Raw genomic sequence first — 22,038 nt, 5'->3', positions numbered from 1 at the left:
AGCATTCGCTGCGCTCATCATCGCGGGCAAGTCGGATCGCCGCACCACCGCTCCCACAGGGTTTAGCGTTAACCTTGTGGGAGCGGGCTTGCCCGCGATGCTTTTCAATAGAGGAAAAATATGATGCGTGTGTGGATCGATGCCGACGCCTGCCCCCGGGCCGCCAAGGATCTGGTGGTGAAGTTCGCCCTCAAGCGCCAGTTCGAAGTAGTACTGGTGGCCGGGCAGCCGCAGATCAAGCCGGGCCTGGCCCTGGTGAAGCTGATCGTGGTGCCCAGTGGTCCGGATGCGGCCGACGACTACCTGGTGGAGCACGCGGTTCCCGGTGAGCTGGTGATTTGCAGCGATGTGCCGCTGGCGGACCGGCTGGTGAAGAAGGGGGTTGCAGCGCTGGACCCGCGTGGCAAGGAGTTCGATGCACAGAACATGGGCGATCGACTCGCGGTGCGCAATCTGTTCACCGATTTGCGTGAGCAGGGGCAGATGAGCGGCGGCCCGGCGCCGTTTGGCGAGCGCGAGAAGCAGGCGTTTGCCAATGCGCTTGACCGGATCCTCACCCGGTTATCGCGCCCCCTGTAGGAGCTGGCTTGCCAGCGAAGAGGCCCTTCCATTCAACACATAATTTGTTGACTGTCAGATCGCCTTCGCTGGCAAGCCAGCTCCTACAGGGGAACCGTGTCAGGCGTCGTTTTCGTGGGTCAGTTCGAGCACGCGGTCGACCAGTTTGTTGATGCCGGAGGCTGCTTCGCTGATGCTTTGCGCCAGCATGTATGCCGGAGTACTGACCAGCTTGCGCGCCTTGTCTTCAACGATTTCAGTCACCGCGCATTCCGCGTGTGTCGCCCCCATCTTGTTCATCGCGGCGGCCGTGTCGGCATCATTACCGATGGTGCAGGTCACGCCCGGCCCATAGATTTTCGCCGCCAGCGCCGGCGAGATGCAGATCAGCCCGACCGGTTTGCCCGCTTCGGCAAAGGCTTCGGCCAGCGCCAGGACTTCCGGCTGCACGGTGCAGCCCGCGCCTTCGATGGCGAAGTTGGAGAGGTTCTTGGCCGCGCCGAACCCCCCGGGAACGATCAGCGCATCGAATTCTTCAACGTCCGCTTCGCGAATATCCTTGATGTTGCCCCGGGCGATTCGCGCGGACTCCACCAGTACATTGCGCGACTCGGGCATTTCTTCGCCGGTCAGGTGGTTGATTACATGCAACTGCGCAATATTCGGGGCGAAACACTGCACTTGGGCGCCACGCTGGTCCAGGCGCAGCAGGGTAATCACGCTCTCGTGGATCTCGGCGCCGTCGTACACGCCACAGCCGGAAAGGATCACTGCAATTTTTTTGCTCATGGGCTTTTCTCCAGATTCATGGCGTTAAATGTCCACTAATTTGTCACTCGTTGCCATAGGGATAATTCGCGACTACACATAGGATCTGTCCTCAAGACTCCGATCAGGGCGCGTCATGGACTTCATTCTGTATGCGGTGCCGTTTTTCTTTGTGCTGATCGCCCTCGAGCTGCTGGCCGACCGTTGGCGCGGCGGGAGCAACTACCGGGTGGCCGACGCGATCAACAGCATCAGCACCGGCGTTCTGTCGACCACCACGGGCTTGTTGACCAAGGGTGTCGGCCTGGTCACCTACGCATTTGCCCTTAAGCATCTGGCGCTGTTCGAGCTCGCGGCCGACCGTGTCTGGGTCTGGGTATTCGCCTTCGTCCTGTACGACTTCTGCTACTACTGGCTGCATCGCCTGGGCCACGAGCGCAATATCCTCTGGGCGGCGCATTCGGTGCATCACCAGAGCGAGGACTACAACCTCTCCACCGCCCTGCGCCAGACCAGCACCGGCTTTCTCCTGAGCTGGATCTTTTACCTGCCCATGGCCGTGCTGGGTGTGCCGCTGCTGGTGTTCGTCAGCGTCGCCGCGTTGAACCTGCTGTATCAGTTCTGGGTGCATACCCGGCACATTCCCAAGCTCGGCTGGTTCGAGTGGCTCTTCGTCACACCGTCCAATCATCGGGCTCACCATGCACAGAATGCTCTCTACATGGATCGCAACTACGGCGGGGTGTTCATTATTTGGGACCGTCTATTTGGCTCGTTCCAGGAAGAGGACGACAACGAACCGGTGATTTTCGGCGTGACCACGCCGCTGGCGAGCTGGAATCCGTTGTGGGCGAACGTGCAGTTCTACGTGCAATTATGGGATGACGCACGGCGAGCCGGGAGCGGGTGGGACAAGCTGCGGATCTGGTTCATGCGCACCGGTTGGCGGCCGGCGGATGTGGCGGCGAAATACCCGATGAACAAACCGGACCTCAGTCAGTTCCGCAAGTTCGAGGTGCCGCTGGACGGGCGTCAGCAGCTTTACGTGGCGCTGCAGTTTTGCTTCTACATCGCGCTGGGCAGCTACTTGATGAACCTTGCGCAGCATCTGCCGACCGCCGCCCTGGTGCTCGGCTGGAGTGCCGTGGCGCTGGGTTTGTTCGTGTTGGGCGTGGCCCTGGAGAATCGCCCGTGGGCGTTGAAGCTGGAGCTGCTGCGACTGACATCGAACCTGCCGCTGGTATGGCTGGCGCCAGTGGTCGGGCTGTGGCCGGCCAGTGCGGTGGGCTGGGTCGGGCTGCTCAGTTACAGCCTGCTCAGCGCTATCGGTCTCTACTGTTGCAGAAACCGCTTCACTCGACTGGCGTCTTAGGACCGTCGGCTTTGGCTTGTTCGGCTTTCAGGGCTTGCTCGTCGGCGTAGATTTTCTTCGCCAGACGGGCATTCTTGAAGCGCCGCCGCAGCCACAGACAAAAGCCTACGACCAGCAGGGCGCCCAGCACCCACAGCTCGTACTTCTTGACGCTGCCGAGCATGCCTTCGAGCACCGCGCCGAAGTGATAGGCCGCGGCAGCCAGCGCGGCAGCCCAGATCGCTGCACCGATCCCGTTGAGCAGCAGATAACGTCCCGGCGGATAGCCCGACAGGCCGATCGCCACCGGCATTACCGTGCGCAGTCCATAAACAAAGCGGAAACTCAGGACCCAGATGTCCGGGTGCCTGCGGATATGTTCCAGCGCCCGGTCGCCCAGCAACTGCCAGCGCGGTTTGCGTGCCAGCAATTTGCGGCCGTGTTTGCGCCCCAGGAAATACCACAGCTGATCACCGGCATAACTGCCGAGGAACGCCACGATCATCACCACTTTGAGGTCCATGTATCCGCGGAACGCGAGGAAGCCTGCGAGCACCAGAATGGTTTCGCCTTCGAAGAACGTGCCGAGAAAGAGGGCGAAGTAGCCGAATTCCTGAAGAAATTGTTGGAGCATTGTCTGGATGCTGGCGAAATGAACGCGCAGCCTAACCCTTCGTGCACATTCATGAAAGTGTCCAAATGTGTCTCGACGTGAACATTTCCTACAAGGAGAATGGAATGCGACTACAGGAGGCGTTCTCTTCTCGCGCCTTGTCCTGCACAACAGCAGACCCGGCGCGGCGGGGAAACTAATTGCGAACGCCCCCTGGTCACAGGCTGCACATAACTGTAATACGACGGTCATAATGGTCGCTTATAACTGTCACGCTCGCCCCCCGCGCGGGCTCAGGAGTCTGCCGTGAGCTTTACCCCCGCCAACCGTTTGTTTCCTGCAACCCGCTTGCGACGCAACCGTCGTGATGATTTTTCGCGTCGACTGGTCCGTGAAAACGTTCTGACCGTCGACGACCTGATCTTGCCGGTGTTCGTGCTGGACGGTGAAAACCGTCGCGAAGCGGTGGCCTCGATGCCGGGCGTCGAGCGCCTGACCATCGATCTGTTGCTGGAAGAAGCGGCCAAGTGGGTCGAGTTGGGCATTCCTGCAGTGGCCCTGTTCCCGGTGACGCCACCCGAACTCAAATCCCTGGACGCCGCCGAAGCCTGGAACCCCGACGGCATTGCCCAGCGCGCCACCCGCGCGTTGCGTGCGCGGTTCCCTGAGCTGGGGGTGATCACCGACGTTGCCCTGGACCCGTTCACCACCCACGGTCAGGACGGCATTCTCGACGAACAAGGCTACGTGCAGAACGACATCACGGTCGACGCACTGGTCAGGCAGGCCCTGTCCCACGCCGAAGCCGGTGCTCAGGTGGTGGCCCCGTCGGACATGATGGACGGTCGCATCCAGGCGATCCGCGAAGCCCTCGAGCTGGCCGATCACGTCAATGTGCGGATCATGGCCTACTCGGCGAAGTACGCCAGCGCCTATTACGGCCCGTTCCGCGATGCCGTGGGTTCGGCGCTGAACCTGGGCAAGGCCAACAAGGCCTCCTATCAGATGGACCCGGCCAATAGCAACGAAGCCCTGCATGAGGTTGCGGCGGACTTGTCAGAAGGCGCGGACATGGTCATGGTCAAGCCAGGCATGCCGTATCTGGACATCCTCTATCGGGTCAAAGAAGAATTCAAAGTGCCGACGTTTGTTTATCAAGTCAGCGGCGAATACGCCATGCACATGGCAGCGATCCAGAATGGCTGGTTGAGCGAAGGGGTTATCCTCGAATCCCTGACCGCTTTTAAACGTGCAGGCGCTGATGGCATCCTGACTTACTTTGCCGTCCGTGCCGCTCAATTGTTACGAGAGCAACAATAGCCCTCCCAGGAACATTCCATGACTACCGAAGGACTCACTGAAGTCGCCGTAAAAGAGGCTCAACCTGTGGTGGAGCAAATCGACGAAACCCCGCCGGAACTGGAGCCTGCTCCCGCGGCGGTGGTGGCCGAGCCTGCTGCGGCGACGCCGGCGATTGCCATTCCCGGCCTGGATGACAGCAGCCTGTACATCCATCGCGAGCTATCGCAATTGCAGTTCAACATCCGCGTGCTGGAACAGGCGCTGGATGTGTCCTACCCGTTGCTGGAGCGGCTGAAATTTCTGCTGATCTTCTCCAGCAACCTGGACGAGTTCTTCGAGATCCGTGTGGCCGGCCTGAAGAAGCAGATCACCTTCGCCCGTGAGCAGGCCGGCGCGGATGGCCTGCAACCGCATCAGGCCCTGGCCCGCATCAGCGAGTTGGTACACGGTCACGTCGACCGCCAGTACGCGATCCTCAACGACATTCTGTTGCCGGAACTGGAAAAGCATCAGGTCCGCTTCATCCGCCGGCGTCACTGGACCACCAAGATCAAAACCTGGGTGCGCCGCTACTTCCGCGATGAGATCGCGCCGATCATTACCCCGATCGGCCTCGACCCGACGCACCCGTTCCCGTTGTTGGTGAACAAGAGCCTGAACTTCATCGTCGAGCTAGAAGGCATCGACGCCTTCGGTCGCGATTCCGGTCTCGCGATCATCCCGGCACCCCGTCTGCTGCCTCGGGTCATCAAGGTGCCGGAAGAAGTCGGCGGCCCTGGCGACAACTATGTATTCCTGTCGTCGATGATCCATGCTCACGCCGATGACCTGTTCCAGGGCATGAAGGTCAAGGGCTGCTACCAGTTCCGGCTGACCCGAAACGCCGACCTTTCCGTCGATACCGAAGATGTGGAAGACCTGGCTCGCGCCCTGCGCGGCGAATTGTTCTCCCGCCGCTACGGTGACGCGGTGCGACTGGAAGTCGCCGACACCTGCCCGAAACAACTGTCCGACTACTTGCTCAAGCAGTTCAACCTGCACGAGACCGAGCTGTATCAGGTCAACGGTCCGGTCAACCTGACCCGACTGTTCAGCATCACCGGCCTGGACAGCCAGCGCGAACTGCAATACCTGCCGTTCACGCCGCAGATCCCGAAACTGCTGCAGAACAGCGAGAATATTTTCAGCGTGATCAGCAAGCAGGACATCCTGCTGCTGCACCCGTTCGAGTCGTTCACCCCGGTGGTCGACCTGCTGCGCCAGGCGGCCAAGGACCCGCACGTCCTGGCGGTGCGCCAGACCCTGTATCGCTCCGGCGCCAACTCGGAAATCGTTGATGCACTGGTCGATGCGGCGCGCAACGGCAAGGAAGTCACCGCGGTGATCGAATTGCGCGCGCGGTTCGATGAAGAATCCAACCTGCAACTGGCCAGCCGCCTGCAAGCAGCCGGTGCAGTGGTGATCTACGGCGTGGTCGGTTTCAAGACCCACGCCAAGATGATGCTGATTCTGCGGCGTGAAGCCGGCGAAATTGTCCGTTACGCTCACTTGGGTACCGGCAACTACCACGCGGCCAACGCCCGTCTGTACACCGACTACAGCCTGCTGACCTCCGACGATGCCTTGTGTGAAGACGTCGGCAAACTGTTCAGCCAGTTGATCGGCATGGGTAAAACCCTGCGCATGAAGAAGCTGCTGCATGCGCCGTTCACGCTGAAAAAGGGCATGCTCGACATGATTGCCCGGGAGACTCAGTTCGCCCTCGACGGTAAACCGGCGCACATCATTGCCAAGTTCAACTCGCTGACCGATCCGAAGATCATCCGCGCGCTGTACAAGGCCAGTCAGTCCGGGGTGCGTATCGATCTGGTGGTGCGCGGCATGTGCTGCCTGCGGCCGGGCATCGCCGGGGTTTCGCACAACATCCACGTGCGCTCGATCATCGGGCGCTTCCTGGAACACACCCGGGTCTTCTACTTCCTTAACGGCGGGGAGGAGCAGATGTTCCTGTCCAGTGCCGACTGGATGGAGCGCAACCTCGACAAGCGCGTCGAGACTTGCTTCCCGGTGGAAGGCAAGAAGCTGATCATGCGGGTCAAAAAGGAGCTGGAGCTGTATCTGACCGACAACACCCATAGCTGGAGCCTGCAGGCGGACGGTCGCTACATCCGCAACACACCGACCGGCAACCAGAACCCGCGCAGTGCGCAGGCGACGCTGCTGGAGCGTTTGGGCAGTCCGATTCTGCCTGTGCGTTAACCCTGGCGTGATGTAAAAAAAATGGCGATCCCTGCGGATCGCCATTTTCATTTCCACCGATTATTCATGCCGAACCTGTTCCCTGTAGGAGCTGCCGCAGGCTGCGATCTTTTGATCTTGATCTTTTCTGGCCATTGAAAAGCAAGATCAAAAGATCGCAGCCTTCGGCAGCTCCTACGGGAGATTCGCCAATCATCAAATATCGCGACAGCCTTAGCGCACGTTCAGGGTGAACCCGACCCGGGTCAGCCATTCCGCTTCGAGGCCGAAGTCGGCCTGGGTCAGCTGGTTTTCGTCCAGCCAGTTTTCCGGGAACAGCACATCCAGGCTGTCGCCATTGGCCTGCAGTACGACCTGAGGCATTTCCTGGGTGCCGCGGATGTGATGGAACAGGATCGCAAAGCGCAGCAGCACGCACAGGCGAATCAGCTTGATGCCTTCATCGCCGAACTCGGCAAACTTGTCCCGGGGAATATTGCGTCGGTGACCGCGCACCAGCAATGCGAGCATCAGCTGGTCTTCGCGGGAGAAGCCCGCCAGGTCCGAATGCTCGATCAGGTAGGCGCCATGCTTGTGGTAGTGATAGTGAGCGATGTCCAGGCCCACTTCATGAACCTTGGCGGCCCAGCCCAGCAGTTCGCGCCAGATGCCGTCATCCAGGTCCCAATCCTCGGCCACCTGGTCGAACGCGTGCAACGCCTTGCGTTCGACCCGCGCTGCTTGTTCCAGGTCGACGTGATAACGCTCCATCAGCGAGCTGAGGGTGCGCTCACGGACGTCTTCGTGGTGATGACGCCCCATAAGGTCATACAGCACGCCTTCGCGCAGGGCGCCTTCACAATGGTCCATGCGTTGCAGCTCAAGGGCATCGAAGATGGCTTCGAGAATCGCCAGGCCGGCCGGGAAGATCGCCCGGCGGTCAGGCTTGATGCCTTCGAAGTCGATCTTCTCGACGTCGCCGAGCTTGAACAGCTTGCGCTTGAGCCAGGCCAGGCCTTCGGCGTTGACTTCGCCCGCGCCATGCCCGCCGGCCTTCAGTGCCAGGCCGATGGCCCGGATGGTGCCCGAGGAGCCGATGGCTTCATCCCAGGTCAGGCGGTGCAGGGCGTGTTCGATGCTCATGATCTCCAGCCGCGCTGCCGTGTACGCCTGGGCATAGCGGGCCGGGGTGATCTTGCCGTCCTTGAAATAGCGCTGGGTAAAGCTGACGCAGCCCATCTGCAGGCTTTCGCGCAGCAACGGCTCGAAGCGCTGGCCAATGATGAATTCGGTACTGCCACCGCCAATGTCGGCCACCAGGCGCTTGCCCGGCGTGTCGGCGAGGGTGTGGGACACGCCGAGGTAGATCAGGCGCGCTTCTTCACGACCGGAGATGACTTCCACCGGGTGGCCGAGGATTTCTTCGGCGCGGCGGATGAATTCGACGCGGTTACGGGCTTCACGCAAGGCGTTGGTGCCGACGATTCGCACGGCACCCGGCGGCATACCATTGATCAGTTGGGCAAAGCGCTTCAGGCAATCGAGCCCGCGTTGCATGGATTCTTCGCTGAGCTGGCGTTCTTCATCGATGCCCGCGGCCAGCTGAACCTTCTCCCCGAGACGTTCGAGAATACGGATTTCGCTGTTCTGGGCCTTGGCCACGACCATGTGAAAGCTGTTGGAGCCCAGGTCGATTGCGGCGATCAGGGACAGATTCTTGGCTTGGGATTGCGGCATGGTCAGGGGGTCTCGGTCGATAACCCTGACATCGTGCCACGATCAAACGCTGCCGCCAACGCGCAGAGTTCAAAGCATTGATCCAACACAGGAAAGCAGGTGACCGCTGAGCGGTCAATCGCGGGCAAGCCAGCTCCCACATGCTTTTGCGTCGAACACACAATCCTGTTTCAACACAGAACCCTGTGGGAGCGGGCTTGCCCGCGATTAGGCCATCACAGGCGCTGAAGAACTATCAGCCTGCCGCCTCGACCGTCCCGATGAAATTCGCCAGCTCCGCCGTCTGCGGGTTGGCAAACAAAATCTTCGGATCCCCCACCTCATGCACCTTACCCAGATGCATGAACACCAATTTATCCCCCACCTCCCGGGCAAAACGCATTTCATGGGTGACCATGATCAAGGTCATGCCCTCTTTGGCCAACTGCCGAACCACGCTCAGCACTTCATTGACCAGTTCCGGGTCCAGCGCCGAAGTAATCTCATCACACAGCAAAACCTTCGGCGACATCGCCAACGCCCGGGCAATCGCCACCCGTTGTTGCTGCCCACCGGACAGCCGATCCGGAAACGCATCGAATTTTTCCCCCAATCCAACCCGTTCCAGCATCTCCCGCGCCAGTTCAGCGGCTCTGGCTTTTGGCACTTTCTGCACCACTTGCGGTGCAAGCATGACGTTTTCGCCCACGGTCAGGTGCGGGAACAGGTTGAACTGTTGGAACACCATCCCGACTTTCTGCCGCAGGCTGCGCAGGTCGGCGCGGGCGGCGTCGAGGTATTCGCCGTCGACTTCGATCACGCCGTCGTTGATCGACTCCAGCCCATTCAAGGTGCGCAGCAAGGTGGATTTCCCCGAGCCGCTGCGGCCGATGATCGCCACCACCTGGCCTTCCTCGACGCTCAGGTCGATGCCTTTGAGCACATGGTGGTCGCCATAATATTTATGCAGGGCCGAAATTCTAAGCAGAGGCATGCAGTCTCCTTTCCAGGTAGCGGGCACTGAGGGACAAGGGGTAACAGAGCAGGAAGTAACCGAGGGCCACCAGGCCATAGACCATGAACGGCTCAAAGGTCGCGTTGGCGAGCATGCCGCCGGTCTTGGTCAGTTCGGTGAAGCCGATGATCGAGGTGACGGCGGTGCCTTTGACCACCTGCACCGAGAAGCCCACGGTCGGTGCCACGGCGATCCGCAGCGCTTGCGGCAGGATCACGTAGCGCAGTTGCTCCAGAGGATTGAGCGCCAGGCTTGATGAAGCTTCCCACTGGCCGTTGGGGATCGATTCGACGCAACCGCGCCAGATCTCGGCCAGGTAGGCGCTGGTGAACAGCGTCAGGGCGATCGCCGCTGCCATCCATGGTGAAATCTCCACCCCGGCCAACGCGACGCCGAAGAACACCAGGAACAGCTGCATCAACAGCGGCGTGCCCTGGAACAGTTCGATGTAAGTGCGGGCGAAATTGCTTGGCAGGGATTTTTTTGAAATGCGCATGACCATGATCAGCAAGCCGATCAGCCCGCCGCCGATAAACGCCACCAGCGACAACGCCAGCGTCCATTGCAGGCCCGTGAGCAGGTTGCGCAAGATGTCCCAGAAGGTGAAGTCGCTCATTGGCTGGTCCTCGCGCTGCTTCTTGATATAAACCGGCGGCCAATCCAGTTCAGCAACTGGCGGATCAATAAAGCCATGCACAGGTAGAGCAGCGTGGTCAGGGCATAGGTTTCAAAAGCGCGGAAGTTGCGCGACTGAATGAAGTTGGCGGCGAAGCTCAGTTCTTCGGTGGCGATCTGCGAGCAGACCGCCGAACCCAGCATGACGATGATGATCTGGCTGCTCAGGGCCGGCCAGACCTTGCCCAGCGCTGGCAGCAGGACCACGTGCCGGAAGGCTTCGAAGCGGCTCATCGCCAATGCAGCGGCGGCTTCCAGCTGACCGCGAGGAATCGCCTGGATGCCGGCGCGGATGATCTCGGTCGAATAGGCCCCGAGGTTGATCACCATCGCCAGCACCGCCGCCTGCCATTCGGAAATCTGCACACCCAGGAACGGCAGGCCGAAGAAGATGAAAAACAACTGCACCAGAAACGGCGTGTTGCGGATCAACTCGACGTAGACGCCGAAAATCCCGGAGAACGGGCGAATATTCCACGCCCGCACCAGGGCCCCGATGATACCCAGGCCGACCCCGAGCACCGCGCCGATGGCCGTCAGTTCAAGGGTGAACAGCGCACCGCGCAGCAACAGGTCGGTGTTTTGCACCACTGGAATGAAGTCGAACTGATAGGACATGTTCAGTCTCCCTGCGGCGATCAGAGATCGGCCGGCAGCGGCTCTTTGAGCCAGGTCCGAGAGTTTTTCTCCAGCGCGCCGTCGGTCTTGGCGGTGGCGAGGATCTGGTTGACCTTGCCCAGCAGTGCCGGCTCGTTCTTGTTAACGCCGACGTAGACCGGCGAATCCTTGAGTTTCACTTTCAGCGCCGGCACGCGTTTCGGGTTGCGTTCACTGATCGCCACCATCACCACGTTGCCGCTGGCGATCAGGTCGACTTGCCCGGCGAGGTAGGCCGCGATGGTCGAGTTATTGTCTTCGAAGCGCTTGATGGTCACGCCTTCGGGCGCGACTTTGCTCAGCTCGATGTCTTCGATGGCGCCACGGGTGACGCTGATGGTCTTGCCCTTGAGGTCGTCCAGGCCTTTGATATCGGCATCCGGCGGGCCGAATACGGCGAGGTAGAACGGGGCGTAGGCGCTGGAGAAGTCGATGACCTTCTCGCGCTCGGGGTTTTTGCCGAGGCTGGAGATCACCAGGTCGACCTTGCCGGTGGTCAGGAACGGAATGCGGTTGGTGCTGTTGACCGGGGTCAGCTCGAGTTTGACCTTGAGTTGGTCGGCCAGCAGTCTGGCGGTGTCGACATCGAGGCCGCGTGGCTTCATGTCCGGGCCGACCGAGCCGAACGGCGGGAAGTCCTGGGGCACGGCAACCTTGAGGACACCGCGCTTGACCACATCCTCCAGACCGTCGGCGTGGGCGGGCGCCTGGCTCAGCATCAGGCTGGCAAAAAGAGCAGCGAGGAGGGCGCTGTAACGCTGGGTCATGGCAAATCTCCGAATCGGCGGGAAGTGATTTCTGCGATTCGACAGAGCACGGGTCGTGCCAAGAGTGGATTCCAGGGGTGTCAGGCCGCGGTTTTACTGGGGTTGTTCGGTCTTACTGGTCTGAACAGTTGTGGCGTCTTTCGCACCCTCCTGGCGCATCGGTGAAAGACGTCGAACCCCCATGGGGCACGACTTGCCGGGCGTCGCGAATAGCTTTACAACTAACCGCTCATTCGCCTGGTTCGTCTGAAAACCATGAACTCGATTTCCCAAGCCGTACCTGAAGTGGCGCTGCAAGCCATCCGCAAACTGATCACCGAACAAGGTTTCGGACCGGGGGACGCGTTGCCCTCGCAACGGGACCTGGCGCTGCAATTGGGGGTCAGTCGGGCGTCGCTACGCGAGGCGTTGTCGTCCTTGAGCGCCCTGGGAGTGATCAGCATCCAGCCGGGCAAAGGTGTGTTCGTGCAGTCGCCGGTGGATTTGCCGCGAGGCGACGCGGCGCTGAGTTGGCCATTTGCGGCGCAAGCCTCGCCGCTGGATATATTCCAGTTGCGCTATGCCCTGGAAGGCTTTGCGGCCGGCCTGGCGGCGGTGACCCTGAGCACTCACGAGCTCGATGCCCTGGACGATAATGTCGCCGCCATGCGCATCGACCTGAAGGCCGGCGACTTCGAGGCAGCGGCGCGGCTGGATTTCGAATTTCACCGGCGCATCCTGCTGGCCAGCGGCAATCACGCGATGCTGAGCATCCTGACCGCCAGCGCCGATATCTTCCTGGAGAGCCAAAAGCTACCGTTCATCCGGGCCGAGCGGGCCATGGAAACCTGGCAGGAGCACCGTAAAATCCTCCGCGCACTGGCCCGGCGGGCGTCCGGCGCCGCGCAGAAGGCCATGCAAGAGCATGTGCGAAACGCCGCCCTGCGCACCGGAATTGCCTTCGTCGCTCCCGCCACCTCGTGACTTGAGCTATACCCAAACTCATGGACCGCCATAGCGAGACTCAATCATCTGCAGCTTCCTGAACACGGGAAGGGCGGCTATGATGGGCCACGATTTTTATTGCTTACAACCCGGAGACATCCATGAGCAGCGATCTTATCAAGCACGTCACCGACGCTAACTTCGAAGAAGAAGTACTGAAGGCTGCTGGCCCTGTGCTTGTTGACTACTGGGCTGAGTGGTGCGGCCCTTGCAAAATGATCGCCCCGGTACTGGACGAGATCGCTGGCACCTACGCCGGCAAGCTGACGGTTGCCAAACTGAACATCGACGAAAACCAGGAAACCCCGGCCAAGCATGGCGTGCGCGGGATCCCGACGCTGATGCTGTTCAAGAACGGCAACGTCGAAGCGACCAAGGTCGGCGCACTGTCGAAGTCGCAACTGGCGGCTTTCCTCGACGCCAACATCTAAGCGTCGTCGTAAAGTGTCCGAAAAAAGGCCCCGCACTTCGCGGGGCTTTTTCGTTATAGAGGGCTAGACGCTCCGAAACTCAGGTGGTACATTCGGCCCCGCACTGGTTTCTCCATTGCCCCCTGCTAGCCGTCGCCGACGCACTCCTTTTCGAATTAGTACGCGATCCTGTCGCCTTCTCTGCGGCGCGGCCTCATTAAGCCAAAAGCTTAATTTCCCCCTCCATAAATGATTACGTCATTCCTATATGAATCTGACTGAACTCAAGCAAAAGCCGATTACCGAACTGCTCGAATTGGCCGAACAGATGGGCATAGAAAATATGGCCCGTTCGCGCAAGCAGGACGTGATTTTCTCCCTGCTCAAAAAGCACGCGAAAAGCGGCGAGGAAATCTCCGGTGATGGCGTGCTGGAGATTCTCCAGGACGGCTTCGGCTTCCTGCGCTCCGCTGACGCTTCCTATCTCGCCGGTCCGGACGACATCTACGTCTCGCCGAGCCAGATCCGTCGCTTCAACTTGCGCACCGGTGACACCATCGTTGGCAAGATCCGCCCTCCAAAGGAAGGCGAGCGTTATTTCGCACTGCTCAAGGTCGATACGATCAATTACGATCGTCCCGAGAACGCGAAAAACAAGATTCTCTTCGAGAACCTGACCCCGCTGTTCCCGACCGTGCGCATGAAGATGGAAGCCGGCAACGGTTCCACCGAAGACTTGACCGGTCGTGTCATCGACCTGTGCGCCCCGATCGGCAAAGGCCAGCGCGGCCTGATCGTTGCACCGCCGAAAGCCGGTAAGACCATCATGCTGCAGAACATCGCGGCGAACATCGCACGTAACAATCCTGAAGTTCATCTGATCGTATTGCTGATCGACGAACGTCCGGAAGAAGTGACCGAAATGCAGCGCACCGTGCGCGGCGAAGTGGTTGCCTCGACGTTCGACGAGCCACCAACCCGCCACGTGCAGGTTGCCGAAATGGTGATCGAGAAGGCCAAGCGCCTGGTCGAACACAAGAAAGACGTGGTGATCCTGCTCGACTCCATCACCCGTCTGGCTCGCGCCTACAACACCGTGATCCCGAGCTCCGGCAAAGTGCTCACCGGTGGTGTCGATGCCCACGCCCTGGAGAAACCGAAACGTTTCTTCGGTGCCGCGCGGAACATCGAAGAAGGCGGTTCGCTGACCATCATCGCCACCGCGCTGGTTGAAACCGGCTCGAAGATGGACGAAGTGATCTACGAAGAATTCAAAGGCACGGGCAACATGGAACTGCCGCTGGATCGTCGTATCGCTGAAAAACGTGTGTTCCCTGCGATCAACATCAACCGTTCCGGCACCCGCCGCGAAGAGTTGCTGACGGCCGACGACGAGTTGCAACGCATGTGGATCCTGCGCAAGCTGCTGCACCCGATGGACGAAATCGCAGCCATCGAATTCCTGGTCGACAAGCTGAAAACGACCAAGACCAACGATGAGTTCTTCCTGTCGATGAAGCGCAAGTAAGTCGATAAGGGCACTAAAGCCGGGGAAACCCGGCTTTTTGCTATCTGATTTTTGATGAACCGGCAGTTCGTGGTTCTGAATAGAGGGGTTCGGCGCTAAACTGCCACCCCCGAACGCCACGGCCAAAACGAGGCTAACGCATGCAGTATCGCGACTTGCGCGACTTTATCAGCGGCCTGGAAAAGCGCGGCGAACTCAAGCGCATCCAGGTTCCGGTGTCCCCAGTGCTCGAAATGACTGAGGTCTGTGACCGCACCCTGCGTGCCAAAGGTCCGGCTCTGCTTTTCGAAAAACCCACGGGTTATGACATCCCGGTGCTCGGCAACCTGTTCGGCACCCCTGAGCGCGTGGCGCTGGGCATGGGCGCAGAGGCGGTCAGCGAATTGCGCGAGATCGGCAAGCTGCTGGCGTTCCTCAAGGAACCCGAGCCGCCGAAAGGCCTGAAGGATGCCTGGTCCAAGCTGCCGATCTTCCGCAAGGTCATCGCCATGGCTCCGAAGGTGGTCAAAGATGCGGTCTGCCAGGAAGTGGTCATCGAAGGCGACGACGTCGACCTCGCGATGCTGCCGGTGCAGACCTGCTGGCCGGGCGACGTCGGCCCGCTGATCACCTGGGGCCTGACCGTCACCAAAGGCCCGAACAAGGATCGCCAGAACCTCGGCATCTACCGTCAACAAGTGATCGGCCGCAACAAGGTCATCATGCGCTGGCTCAGTCACCGTGGCGGCGCCCTGGATTACCGTGAGTGGTGCGAGAAGCATCCGGGCCAGCCGTTCCCGGTGTCCGTGGCGCTGGGTGCTGACCCAGCGACCATTCTCGGTGCCGTGACGCCGGTGCCGGACAGCCTCTCCGAATACGCCTTTGCCGGGCTGTTGCGCGGCAATCGCACCGAGCTGGTGAAGTGCCGTGGCAATGACCTGCAAGTGCCGGCCACTGCCGAGATCATCCTCGAAGGTGTGATCCATCCGGGCGAAATGGCCGACGAAGGGCCCTACGGCGACCACACCGGTTACTACAACGAAGTCGACAGCTTCCCGGTGTTCACCGTTGAGCGCATCACGCACCGGATCAAGCCGATTTACCACAGCACCTACACCGGCCGTCCGCCGGATGAGCCGGCGATCCTCGGCGTGGCGTTGAATGAAGTGTTCGTGCCGATCCTGCAGAAGCAGTTCCCGGAGATCACCGACTTCTACCTGCCGCCCGAAGGCTGCTCGTACCGCATGGCCATCGTGACCATGAAGAAGTCGTATCCCGGCCACGCCAAGCGGGTAATGCTCGGTGTCTGGTCGTTTTTGCGACAGTTCATGTACACCAAGTTCGTTATCGTCACTGATGACGACATCAACGCACGGGACTGGAACGACGTGATCTGGGCCATCACCACGCGCATGGACCCCAAGCGCGACACGGTGATGATCGACAACACGCCGATCGACTACCTCGACTTCGCCTCGCCGGTGTCCGGCCTGGGCTCGAAGATGGGGCTCGATGCCACGCATAAATGGCCGGGCGAAACCACTCGCGAGTGGGGCCGGGTGATCGTCAAGGACGAAGCCGTGACCCAGCGGATCGATGCCATCTGGAATCAGTTAGGAATAGATTGATGCGTGTAACCTTGCAGCCCTCCGGAGCAGTGCTTGAGATTCTGCCCGGCGAGCGGATTCTCGATGGCGCACGCCGCCTGGGCTATGAATGCCCGCAAAGCTGTCGCAACGGCAATTGCCATGTGTGCGCCGCACTGCTGGTGGAAGGGCGGGTCGAACAGACCGGCAATGTGCGCGACCATGGCGAGTTCTACACTTGCATAGCAGAGCCGCTGGAAGACTGCATCGTGCTGTGGGATGGCGTGCTCGCGCTGGGAGAATTGCCGGTGCGCAGCTTGTCGTGTCAGGTCATTGAATGCAGGGACGTCGGCGGCGATACCTTTCGCGTGCGTCTGCGGGCACCGGCCGGCAAACCGCCGCGCTATCACGCCGGCCAGTACCTGATGATCGAGCGCGAGAATGGCGAGAAATCGGCGTTCTCCCTGGCTTCGGCCCCCCATGGCGGGCGCGATCTGGAAATTCACGTATTGGCGCGCGAAAGCAGTGCGCTGAGCTTGATCGACCAACTGCAACGCAATTCGATGGTGCGGATCGAGATGCCGTTCGGCGATACCCATCTGGCGGAGTTGCCGGAGGGGCCGCTGGTGCTGATCGCCGCGGGTACCGGCATGGGGCAGATCCATAGCCTGATCGAGCATTGCCAGGCCACGGGTTTCAAGCACCCGGTGCATCTGTATTGGGGCGTGCGTCGTCCTGAAGATTTTTATGCAATCGAACATTGGGATGAATGGCTGCAACTGCCCAATCTGTTCCTGCATCAAGTCGTCAGCGATCAATGCGGCTGGCAGGGGCGCTGCGGCATGTTGCATGAAGCCGTGTGCGAAGACTTTCCAGATCTTAAATCCCTGCATGTGTACGCCAGCGGCTCTCCGGCGATGGTCTACGGCACGCTGGACGCCCTGGTCGAAGCAGGAATGGATGCCCACCAGATGCGCGCCGATGTGTTCGCTTACGCGCCACGTTCCTGAGTGCCCCGGGCTGCCTAAAAGCGCAGCCCGGTGGTTATCATCGCGGCATTGGTGCCCAGCAGTACGACCTCGGCACCGATCGGGCCGTAATGCACCCCTACGGATGGAAAGATCACCGGCGCTATCCCCAGGCGATTGAGCGGTACTTTTTTCCGATATTCGCCTTTATAGTCCTTAAGTAAACCGCCGGAGAGTTTCAAGTAAACCGGATAGTCGGAACGTTGATATCGCTTGCCCGCGTACGCGTAATACGACCGCTGGCGGTACGAATTGCGAAACGTTGTCGCGCCAAAAATCGCCCCAGAGGCCAGGTTGCGTTCCAGACCCAGCAGATTCTGTTGGTTATTGTGCTCAGGGGACGGCGAATAGTGTCGTGTATAAATACTGGTCTGCGCATACCAGAAGTCCTTGTCCGCTGTGTGTGTAGCGGTATCCAGAGCCAATGCGTGACTGGTCTGGATCAGCACGAACAGGCCGTACATCCATGAATACTTCATTCCTGACTCCCGGGGAGGCGGATGAGAGAACGCCTCGGTGGAAGCTGTTATACGTGGGTGGCCCCGCCCCTAACCAGATGATTAATCTGGCAACTCGGTAGGACTTTTCTTGAAAGTTTGAAGTACCGATTCCTCCCGAAAGCTTATCCTTATTTCATTCTGATATTTAAAATATTCTCTAAATGGGTTTAGGCTATATGGATGAAGGCTGATTAATCGATTGAGGCGATATTCGAAGATATACAACCCTTAGTACTTTTTGTTTCAAATTTACTGCTATATCTTCTAATAGGTCGAAGTTTTTACATCTTGTAACTCCGTGAGGCCGAACACCTGATCCCATGAGCGCTATTGAAACTGCATTCCTGAATTCGCCTTATCCGCCGCGGCTCGATCTGGGACCGCAGCTTACGCACGAACAATTGCTCACCTCGATGCAGTCGACCATGGCACGCCATAAAGGCGGGCCGGTCTGGCTGTTCGCTTATGGTTCGCTGATCTGGCGGCCTGAGTGCCCGGCGGTGGAGCGAGTGCGCGGTCGTGTGCATGGCTATCATCGCGGTTTATATCTGTGGTCGCACGAACATCGCGGCACACCGGAAGTTCCGGGCCTGGTGTTTGGCCTGGATCGCGGCGGTTCTTGCAGCGGCTTCGCCTATCGTTTGCCCGAAGATCAACTCGAAGCCTCGCTGTACGCCCTTTGGCAGCGTGAGATGCCATTCCCGTCCTATCGCCCGCACTGGCTCAACTGCCGTCTTGAAGATGGCAGCCAGGTTCAGGCGTTGGGATTCGTACTGGAGCGGCACCTGCCCAGCTATGCCGGCAACTTGCCGGATCATGTGCTGAGCCATGTGTTCGAAAACGCCTGCGGGCGCTACGGTACTACCCGCGATTATGTCGAGCAGACCGCCAGCGCTCTGCGTAGCCACGCCATGCCAGACCGGAATCTGGAGGCGCGGCTCAAGCGCTGCAAATCAGCGGCCGATCAGGCGAGTGCTTCGCGGCTCTGACTGGCGACTTGTTTGTGCCGCAGGGTCGGGGCGAGGAAGGCCATCGCCAGCAGGCACGCGCCGATCAGCAAGACGAAACCGCCGTCCCAACCGAAGTGGTCCACGGTGTAGCCCATGGCAGCACTGGCCGCGACCGACCCCCCCAGATAACCGAACAGCCCGGTAAAGCCCGCGGCCGTACCGGCCGCTTTCTTCGGTGCCAGTTCCAGTGCTTGCAGGCCGATCAGCATGACCGGGCCGTAGATCAGGAAGCCGATTGAAACCAGCGCGATCATGTCGACGGTCGGGTTACCCGCCGGGTTCAGCCAGTAAACCAGGGTCGCTACGGTGACCAATGCCATGAACACCATGCCGGTCAGGCCACGGTTGCCGCGGAAGATCTTGTCCGACATCCAGCCGCACAGCAGCGTGCCCGGAATACCCGCCCACTCGTAGAAAAAGTACGCCCACGAGGTTTTATCCACGGTGAAGCCTTTCGCTTCCTTGAGGTAGGTCGGTGCCCAGTCCAGTACGCCGTAGCGCAACAGGTAGACGAAGACGTTGGCCAGGGCGATGTACCAGAGCATTTTGTTGCGCAGCACGTATTTGACGAAGATTTCCTTGGCGCTGAATTCTTCTTCGTGGCTGGCGTCGTAGCCTTCCGGGTAGTCGTTCTTGTACTTCTCGATCGGCGGCAGGCCCACCGATTGCGGGGTGTCGCGCATGGTGACGAAGGCAAATACCGCCACCGCCATGGCGACCGCCGCCGGCACGTAAAACGCCGCGTGCCAGTCATTGAACAGGCCCATGCCGAGCAGGAACAACGGGCCGATCAGGCCGCCGCCGACGTTATGCGCCACGTTCCATAACGACACCACGCCACCGCGCTCCTTCTGCGACCACCAGTGCACCATCGTCCGCCCGCTCGGCGGCCAGCCCATGCCCTGGGCCCAGCCGTTGATGAAGAGCAGGATGAACATGATGGTCACGCTGGACGTCGCCCAGGGCGCAAAGCCGAAAATGAACATCACCCCGGCCGATACCAGCAGGCCGAAGGGCAGGAAGAAACGCGGATTGGAACGGTCGGACACGATGCCCATCAAGAACTTGGACAGGCCGTAGGCGATGGCAATCGCCGACAACGCCAGGCCCAGCTCACCACGGGTATAGCCCTCTTCGATCAGATAGGGCATGGCCAGGGAGAAGTTTTTGCGCAGCAGGTAATAACCGGCGTAGCCGATAAAAATCCCGGCGAAGATCTGCCAGCGAAGGCGACGGTAGGTGTTGTCTATTTTTTCTTCAGGCAATGGAGCCTGATGTGCGGCAGGACGAAAGAAAGCAAACATTCAAAAGCTCCAGATTTCTTGTTTTTGCTGCGGATGCGAATGTTACAGTTTCGTTACCGAAAATAGCACCGCTTGGCAGTGGTCGAACAACGGAAATTTGGGTGGTCGTATGTTCTCTTGCGAACATGTCGCTCAGACGTAAGTGAAGGACGTTGTAGGAAGGGTTACCACTTCCATCTTTCGCGCCTCATCTGTGCGGATGAGTACTGGTTTTTGAGAAGCGTCCTTCGTTTAAAGGAGAAGTTGCGACGTTTTGTTTCAGGTCGCAGCTGCGTAAGCTTTGCATGGGAGTTCTGGTGTTTAGTCAGGGAGGAGAAAGGGTTATGCGGTGGTTTGTGTGTGTGCTGTTGCTGGGTTTATCTGTTGATATCAGGGCGGGGGAGTTCTTTCTGATACCGGAAAACAACCCAAAGCCGATTTATCCCGCAGCGCTTCTGAGGGCTGGCATAACCGGCAATGTCCGAGTCGAGTTCATCGCCAATGCCGATGGTTCGGTGAGCAAGGTGAGAATCCTGGAAAGCGATCATCCTGACCTGGCCGAAGCGAGCAGGGTTGCGATAGAGCAGTGGCGGTTCAAGCCTTGGACGGTTGATAAAGACAAGCCTGCGAAGCAGGAAATTATTGCTCCATTGGTCTTCCGCCTGGATCTCGATTCGCCGATCCACACCAACCAGTGGCTTAAGAAATTGAAATGTCGCGACGTCAACGAGCAACTGCTCAATGTCCCGGAGTCTGCGTGGGTGGATGCTGCGCCGTTTCATTACACCCGGGCGTATCTGTCGAACGTGTTTCATGTCACCCAATTGCCGAAGGAGCAGCGCCTGGAATGGATTGCCAAGCTGAATAAGCGTGTGCCGACGATAGTCAGGAGTTGCCGTAGCGGCCCGGTGCTCAAATACATGAGTTTGCTGCCGGAGGAGATTCGCCAACTGCTGTAGCTCCCCGCTCGTCATGAGGCGGTCTGAATAACTCGTTCGAGGTCCAGACCGCTCCACTGGATTCAGCGAACCTGCACCACCACCTTGCCAACCGCCTTGCGCTGGCCCAGATCATTGATCGCCTGCGCCGCACTGCTCAGTGGATACACCTGCGACACCAGCGGCTTCAGCTTGCCCTCGGCAAACCAGCCAAACAATTGCTGGAAGTTTGCCGCGTTGTCCTGAGGCTGACGCTGGGCAAACGCGCCCCAGAACACGCCGACCACGGCTGCACCTTTGAGCAGCGCCAGGTTAACCGGCAGTTCCGGGATGCGTCCGCTGGCGAAACCGACCACCAACAGGCGCCCGTTCCAGGCGATGGCACGGATGGCCTGGTCGAACAGGTCGCCGCCCACCGGGTCGTAGATCACGTCGGCGCCCTGGCCGTCGGTCAGGCGTTTGATTTCGTCCTTGAGGCTGGTTTCGCTGTAGTTGATCAGCTCGTCGGCGCCGGCCGCCTTGGCCACGGCGAGTTTTTCCGCGCTGCTGGCGGCCGCGATCACCCGGGCACCCATGGCTTTGCCGATTTCCACCGCTGCCAGGCCGACACCGCCGGAAGCGCCGAGCACCAGCAGGGTTTCACCCGGTTGCAGATGGCCCCGTTGCTTGAGCGCGTGCATCGAGGTGCCATAAGTCATGCTGAAGGCGGCGGCGGTGTTGAAGTCCATGGGCGACGGGATCGGCAGTACGTTATAGCCCGGCACCGCCACTTCTTCGGCAAAGCTGCCCCAGCCGGTCAGGGCCATGACCCGGTCGCCGACCTTCAGATGACTGACCTTTTCGCCCACCGCACTGATCACGCCCGCCGCTTCGCCACCGGGGGAAAAGGGGAAGGGCGGCTTGAACTGGTATTTGCCCTCGATGATCAGCGTGTCGGGGAAATTCACCCCGGCGGCGTGCACCTTCAGCAGGATTTCATTCTTCTTCGCGACAGGGCTGGCGACGTCTTCCAGCACCAGCGATTCGGCAGGGCCGAAGGCTTTGCACAGCACGGCTTTCATCAGGGCTATTCCTTTGGGAGTGATGGCCGATAAGTGTAGGTGTGTGAATTGAAGGGTCAACGAGCATGCCC

General features: G+C 59.8%; 21 protein-coding genes. 11 read left to right on the top strand and 10 right to left on the bottom strand.

The annotated features are described in order from the left end of the window. Nucleotides 1-123: 123 nt before the first annotated feature. Nucleotides 124-579, top strand: coding sequence for a YaiI/YqxD family protein (locus ACA062_RS32165; RefSeq protein ID WP_138969457.1), 456 nt, complete (start codon nucleotides 124-126; stop codon nucleotides 577-579). Nucleotides 580-678: 99 nt separating this feature from the next. Here ACA062_RS32165 and elbB read toward each other — a convergent pair whose 3' ends face one another. Further along, the gene (elbB, locus tag ACA062_RS32160) at nucleotides 679-1,347 is read right to left on the bottom strand and encodes an isoprenoid biosynthesis glyoxalase ElbB (RefSeq protein WP_497454548.1); all 669 of its coding nucleotides are present in this window, start codon (nucleotides 1,345-1,347) and stop codon (nucleotides 679-681) included. A gap of 115 nt (nucleotides 1,348-1,462) precedes the next feature. Here elbB and ACA062_RS32155 point away from each other — a divergent pair, with 115 nt between their 5' ends. Next, the gene (locus tag ACA062_RS32155; RefSeq protein WP_497454547.1) at nucleotides 1,463-2,698 is read left to right on the top strand and encodes a sterol desaturase family protein; all 1,236 of its coding nucleotides are present in this window, start codon (nucleotides 1,463-1,465) and stop codon (nucleotides 2,696-2,698) included. Here ACA062_RS32155 and ACA062_RS32150 read toward each other — a convergent pair. Beyond that, complete coding sequence (locus tag ACA062_RS32150; protein WP_497454546.1) at nucleotides 2,679-3,311, bottom strand: DedA family protein; 633 nt, start codon at nucleotides 3,309-3,311, stop codon at nucleotides 2,679-2,681. The two genes, ACA062_RS32155 and ACA062_RS32150, sit on opposite strands and share 20 nt — an antisense overlap. Nucleotides 3,312-3,596: 285 nt before the next feature. Here ACA062_RS32150 and hemB point away from each other — a divergent pair, with 285 nt between their 5' ends. Continuing rightward, a complete protein-coding gene (gene hemB, locus ACA062_RS32145; protein ID WP_497454545.1) occupies nucleotides 3,597-4,610 on the top strand; it encodes a porphobilinogen synthase in 1,014 nt (337 codons plus the stop codon). Between the two features lie 18 nt (nucleotides 4,611-4,628). Next, entirely contained in the window at nucleotides 4,629-6,851 is a 2,223-nt protein-coding gene (gene ppk1 / locus ACA062_RS32140) for a polyphosphate kinase 1 (RefSeq protein WP_497454544.1), read from the top strand. Between the two features lie 213 nt (nucleotides 6,852-7,064). Here the strand turns inward: ppk1 and ppx are convergent, their stop codons facing one another. The 5 genes from ppx to ACA062_RS32115 form a co-directional block, all read right to left on the bottom strand. Beyond that, nucleotides 7,065-8,567: an exopolyphosphatase gene (ppx, locus tag ACA062_RS32135; protein WP_497454543.1), complete on the bottom strand. Its 1,503-nt coding sequence runs from the start codon at nucleotides 8,565-8,567 to the stop codon at nucleotides 7,065-7,067. 235 nt (nucleotides 8,568-8,802) lie between these two features. Continuing rightward, a complete protein-coding gene (locus tag ACA062_RS32130) occupies nucleotides 8,803-9,540 on the bottom strand; it encodes an amino acid ABC transporter ATP-binding protein (protein WP_150747920.1) in 738 nt (245 codons plus the stop codon). Then, on the bottom strand, nucleotides 9,527-10,177 hold the full coding sequence (locus ACA062_RS32125; protein WP_497454542.1) for an amino acid ABC transporter permease: 651 nt from the start codon (nucleotides 10,175-10,177) through the stop codon (nucleotides 9,527-9,529). The genes ACA062_RS32130 and ACA062_RS32125 overlap by 14 nt, the downstream gene beginning before the upstream one ends. Beyond that, nucleotides 10,174-10,854, bottom strand: a complete 681-nt coding sequence (locus ACA062_RS32120; protein WP_497454541.1) for an amino acid ABC transporter permease — start codon at nucleotides 10,852-10,854, stop codon at nucleotides 10,174-10,176. The genes ACA062_RS32125 and ACA062_RS32120 overlap by 4 nt, the downstream gene beginning before the upstream one ends. A 20-nt stretch (nucleotides 10,855-10,874) precedes the next feature. Further along, nucleotides 10,875-11,660, bottom strand: coding sequence for a transporter substrate-binding domain-containing protein (locus ACA062_RS32115; protein ID WP_497454540.1), 786 nt, complete (start codon nucleotides 11,658-11,660; stop codon nucleotides 10,875-10,877). Nucleotides 11,661-11,915: 255 nt separating this feature from the next. On the opposite strand from ACA062_RS32115, the gene ACA062_RS32110 reads away from it, so the two are divergent. The 5 genes from ACA062_RS32110 to ACA062_RS32090 all read left to right on the top strand — a co-directional run bounded on the left by ACA062_RS32110 (nucleotide 11,916) and on the right by ACA062_RS32090 (nucleotide 17,157). Beyond that, nucleotides 11,916-12,623 (top strand): FadR/GntR family transcriptional regulator, encoded by a 708-nt coding sequence (locus ACA062_RS32110; RefSeq protein WP_497454539.1) that lies wholly within the window; start codon nucleotides 11,916-11,918, stop codon nucleotides 12,621-12,623. Between the two features lie 122 nt (nucleotides 12,624-12,745). Then, nucleotides 12,746-13,075 (top strand): thioredoxin TrxA, encoded by a 330-nt coding sequence (trxA, locus tag ACA062_RS32105; protein WP_007899382.1) that lies wholly within the window; start codon nucleotides 12,746-12,748, stop codon nucleotides 13,073-13,075. A gap of 247 nt (nucleotides 13,076-13,322) precedes the next feature. Continuing rightward, nucleotides 13,323-14,582, top strand: coding sequence for a transcription termination factor Rho (gene rho / locus ACA062_RS32100; protein WP_007942421.1), 1,260 nt, complete (start codon nucleotides 13,323-13,325; stop codon nucleotides 14,580-14,582). 140 nt (nucleotides 14,583-14,722) lie between these two features. After that, nucleotides 14,723-16,189, top strand: coding sequence for a 4-hydroxy-3-polyprenylbenzoate decarboxylase (gene ubiD, locus ACA062_RS32095; protein WP_497454538.1), 1,467 nt, complete (start codon nucleotides 14,723-14,725; stop codon nucleotides 16,187-16,189). Further along, nucleotides 16,189-17,157 (top strand): CDP-6-deoxy-delta-3,4-glucoseen reductase, encoded by a 969-nt coding sequence (locus ACA062_RS32090; RefSeq protein ID WP_497454537.1) that lies wholly within the window; start codon nucleotides 16,189-16,191, stop codon nucleotides 17,155-17,157. The genes ubiD and ACA062_RS32090 overlap by 1 nt, the downstream gene beginning before the upstream one ends. Before the next feature lie 14 nt (nucleotides 17,158-17,171). Here the strand turns inward: ACA062_RS32090 and ACA062_RS32085 are convergent, their stop codons facing one another. After that, nucleotides 17,172-17,654 (bottom strand): sn-glycerol-3-phosphate transporter, encoded by a 483-nt coding sequence (locus tag ACA062_RS32085; protein WP_497454536.1) that lies wholly within the window; start codon nucleotides 17,652-17,654, stop codon nucleotides 17,172-17,174. A 341-nt stretch (nucleotides 17,655-17,995) separates the two neighbouring features. On the opposite strand from ACA062_RS32085, the gene ACA062_RS32080 reads away from it, so the two are divergent. Next, nucleotides 17,996-18,664: a gamma-glutamylcyclotransferase gene (locus ACA062_RS32080; protein ID WP_497454535.1), complete on the top strand. Its 669-nt coding sequence runs from the start codon at nucleotides 17,996-17,998 to the stop codon at nucleotides 18,662-18,664. On the opposite strand, the gene glpT is transcribed toward ACA062_RS32080, so the two are convergent. Further along, on the bottom strand, nucleotides 18,640-19,989 hold the full coding sequence (gene glpT / locus ACA062_RS32075) for a glycerol-3-phosphate transporter (RefSeq protein WP_497454534.1): 1,350 nt from the start codon (nucleotides 19,987-19,989) through the stop codon (nucleotides 18,640-18,642). The two genes, ACA062_RS32080 and glpT, sit on opposite strands and share 25 nt — an antisense overlap. Nucleotides 19,990-20,312: 323 nt before the next feature. Here glpT and ACA062_RS32070 point away from each other — a divergent pair, with 323 nt between their 5' ends. Further along, nucleotides 20,313-20,927, top strand: a complete 615-nt coding sequence (locus ACA062_RS32070; protein WP_497454533.1) for an energy transducer TonB — start codon at nucleotides 20,313-20,315, stop codon at nucleotides 20,925-20,927. A gap of 62 nt (nucleotides 20,928-20,989) precedes the next feature. On the opposite strand, the gene ACA062_RS32065 is transcribed toward ACA062_RS32070, so the two are convergent. Further along, nucleotides 20,990-21,967 carry an NADPH:quinone oxidoreductase family protein gene (locus ACA062_RS32065; RefSeq protein WP_497454532.1) on the bottom strand — a complete coding sequence of 326 codons (978 nt, stop codon included), beginning with the start codon at nucleotides 21,965-21,967 and terminating at the stop codon, nucleotides 20,990-20,992. Between the last annotated feature and the right edge of the window lie 71 nt (nucleotides 21,968-22,038).

It is taken from the genome of Pseudomonas sp. LBUM1679, from assembly GCF_059695565.1.
Note: the sequence above shows the minus strand (reverse complement) of the source record. Positions and strands in the feature narration are given on the sequence as shown.

What these genes read in the sequence shown, in the direction of transcription:
- ACA062_RS32165 (WP_138969457.1), top strand. Translation starts at nt 124, where the DNA reads ATGCGTGTGTGGATCGATGCCGACGCCTGCCCCCGGGCCGCCAAGGAT.
- elbB (WP_497454548.1), bottom strand. Translation starts at nt 1,347, where the DNA reads ATGAGCAAAAAAATTGCAGTGATCCTTTCCGGCTGTGGCGTGTACGAC.
- ACA062_RS32155 (WP_497454547.1), top strand. Translation starts at nt 1,463, where the DNA reads ATGGACTTCATTCTGTATGCGGTGCCGTTTTTCTTTGTGCTGATCGCC.
- ACA062_RS32150 (WP_497454546.1), bottom strand. Translation starts at nt 3,311, where the DNA reads ATGCTCCAACAATTTCTTCAGGAATTCGGCTACTTCGCCCTCTTTCTC.
- ppk1 (WP_497454544.1), top strand. Translation starts at nt 4,629, where the DNA reads ATGACTACCGAAGGACTCACTGAAGTCGCCGTAAAAGAGGCTCAACCT.
- ppx (WP_497454543.1), bottom strand. Translation starts at nt 8,567, where the DNA reads ATGCCGCAATCCCAAGCCAAGAATCTGTCCCTGATCGCCGCAATCGAC.
- ACA062_RS32130 (WP_150747920.1), bottom strand. Translation starts at nt 9,540, where the DNA reads ATGCCTCTGCTTAGAATTTCGGCCCTGCATAAATATTATGGCGACCAC.
- ACA062_RS32125 (WP_497454542.1), bottom strand. Translation starts at nt 10,177, where the DNA reads ATGAGCGACTTCACCTTCTGGGACATCTTGCGCAACCTGCTCACGGGC.
- ACA062_RS32120 (WP_497454541.1), bottom strand. Translation starts at nt 10,854, where the DNA reads ATGTCCTATCAGTTCGACTTCATTCCAGTGGTGCAAAACACCGACCTG.
- ACA062_RS32115 (WP_497454540.1), bottom strand. Translation starts at nt 11,660, where the DNA reads ATGACCCAGCGTTACAGCGCCCTCCTCGCTGCTCTTTTTGCCAGCCTG.
- ACA062_RS32110 (WP_497454539.1), top strand. Translation starts at nt 11,916, where the DNA reads ATGAACTCGATTTCCCAAGCCGTACCTGAAGTGGCGCTGCAAGCCATC.
- trxA (WP_007899382.1), top strand. Translation starts at nt 12,746, where the DNA reads ATGAGCAGCGATCTTATCAAGCACGTCACCGACGCTAACTTCGAAGAA.
- rho (WP_007942421.1), top strand. Translation starts at nt 13,323, where the DNA reads ATGAATCTGACTGAACTCAAGCAAAAGCCGATTACCGAACTGCTCGAA.
- ubiD (WP_497454538.1), top strand. Translation starts at nt 14,723, where the DNA reads ATGCAGTATCGCGACTTGCGCGACTTTATCAGCGGCCTGGAAAAGCGC.
- ACA062_RS32090 (WP_497454537.1), top strand. Translation starts at nt 16,189, where the DNA reads ATGCGTGTAACCTTGCAGCCCTCCGGAGCAGTGCTTGAGATTCTGCCC.
- ACA062_RS32085 (WP_497454536.1), bottom strand. Translation starts at nt 17,654, where the DNA reads ATGAAGTATTCATGGATGTACGGCCTGTTCGTGCTGATCCAGACCAGT.
- ACA062_RS32080 (WP_497454535.1), top strand. Translation starts at nt 17,996, where the DNA reads ATGAGCGCTATTGAAACTGCATTCCTGAATTCGCCTTATCCGCCGCGG.
- glpT (WP_497454534.1), bottom strand. Translation starts at nt 19,989, where the DNA reads ATGTTTGCTTTCTTTCGTCCTGCCGCACATCAGGCTCCATTGCCTGAA.
- ACA062_RS32070 (WP_497454533.1), top strand. Translation starts at nt 20,313, where the DNA reads ATGCGGTGGTTTGTGTGTGTGCTGTTGCTGGGTTTATCTGTTGATATC.
- ACA062_RS32065 (WP_497454532.1), bottom strand. Translation starts at nt 21,967, where the DNA reads ATGAAAGCCGTGCTGTGCAAAGCCTTCGGCCCTGCCGAATCGCTGGTG.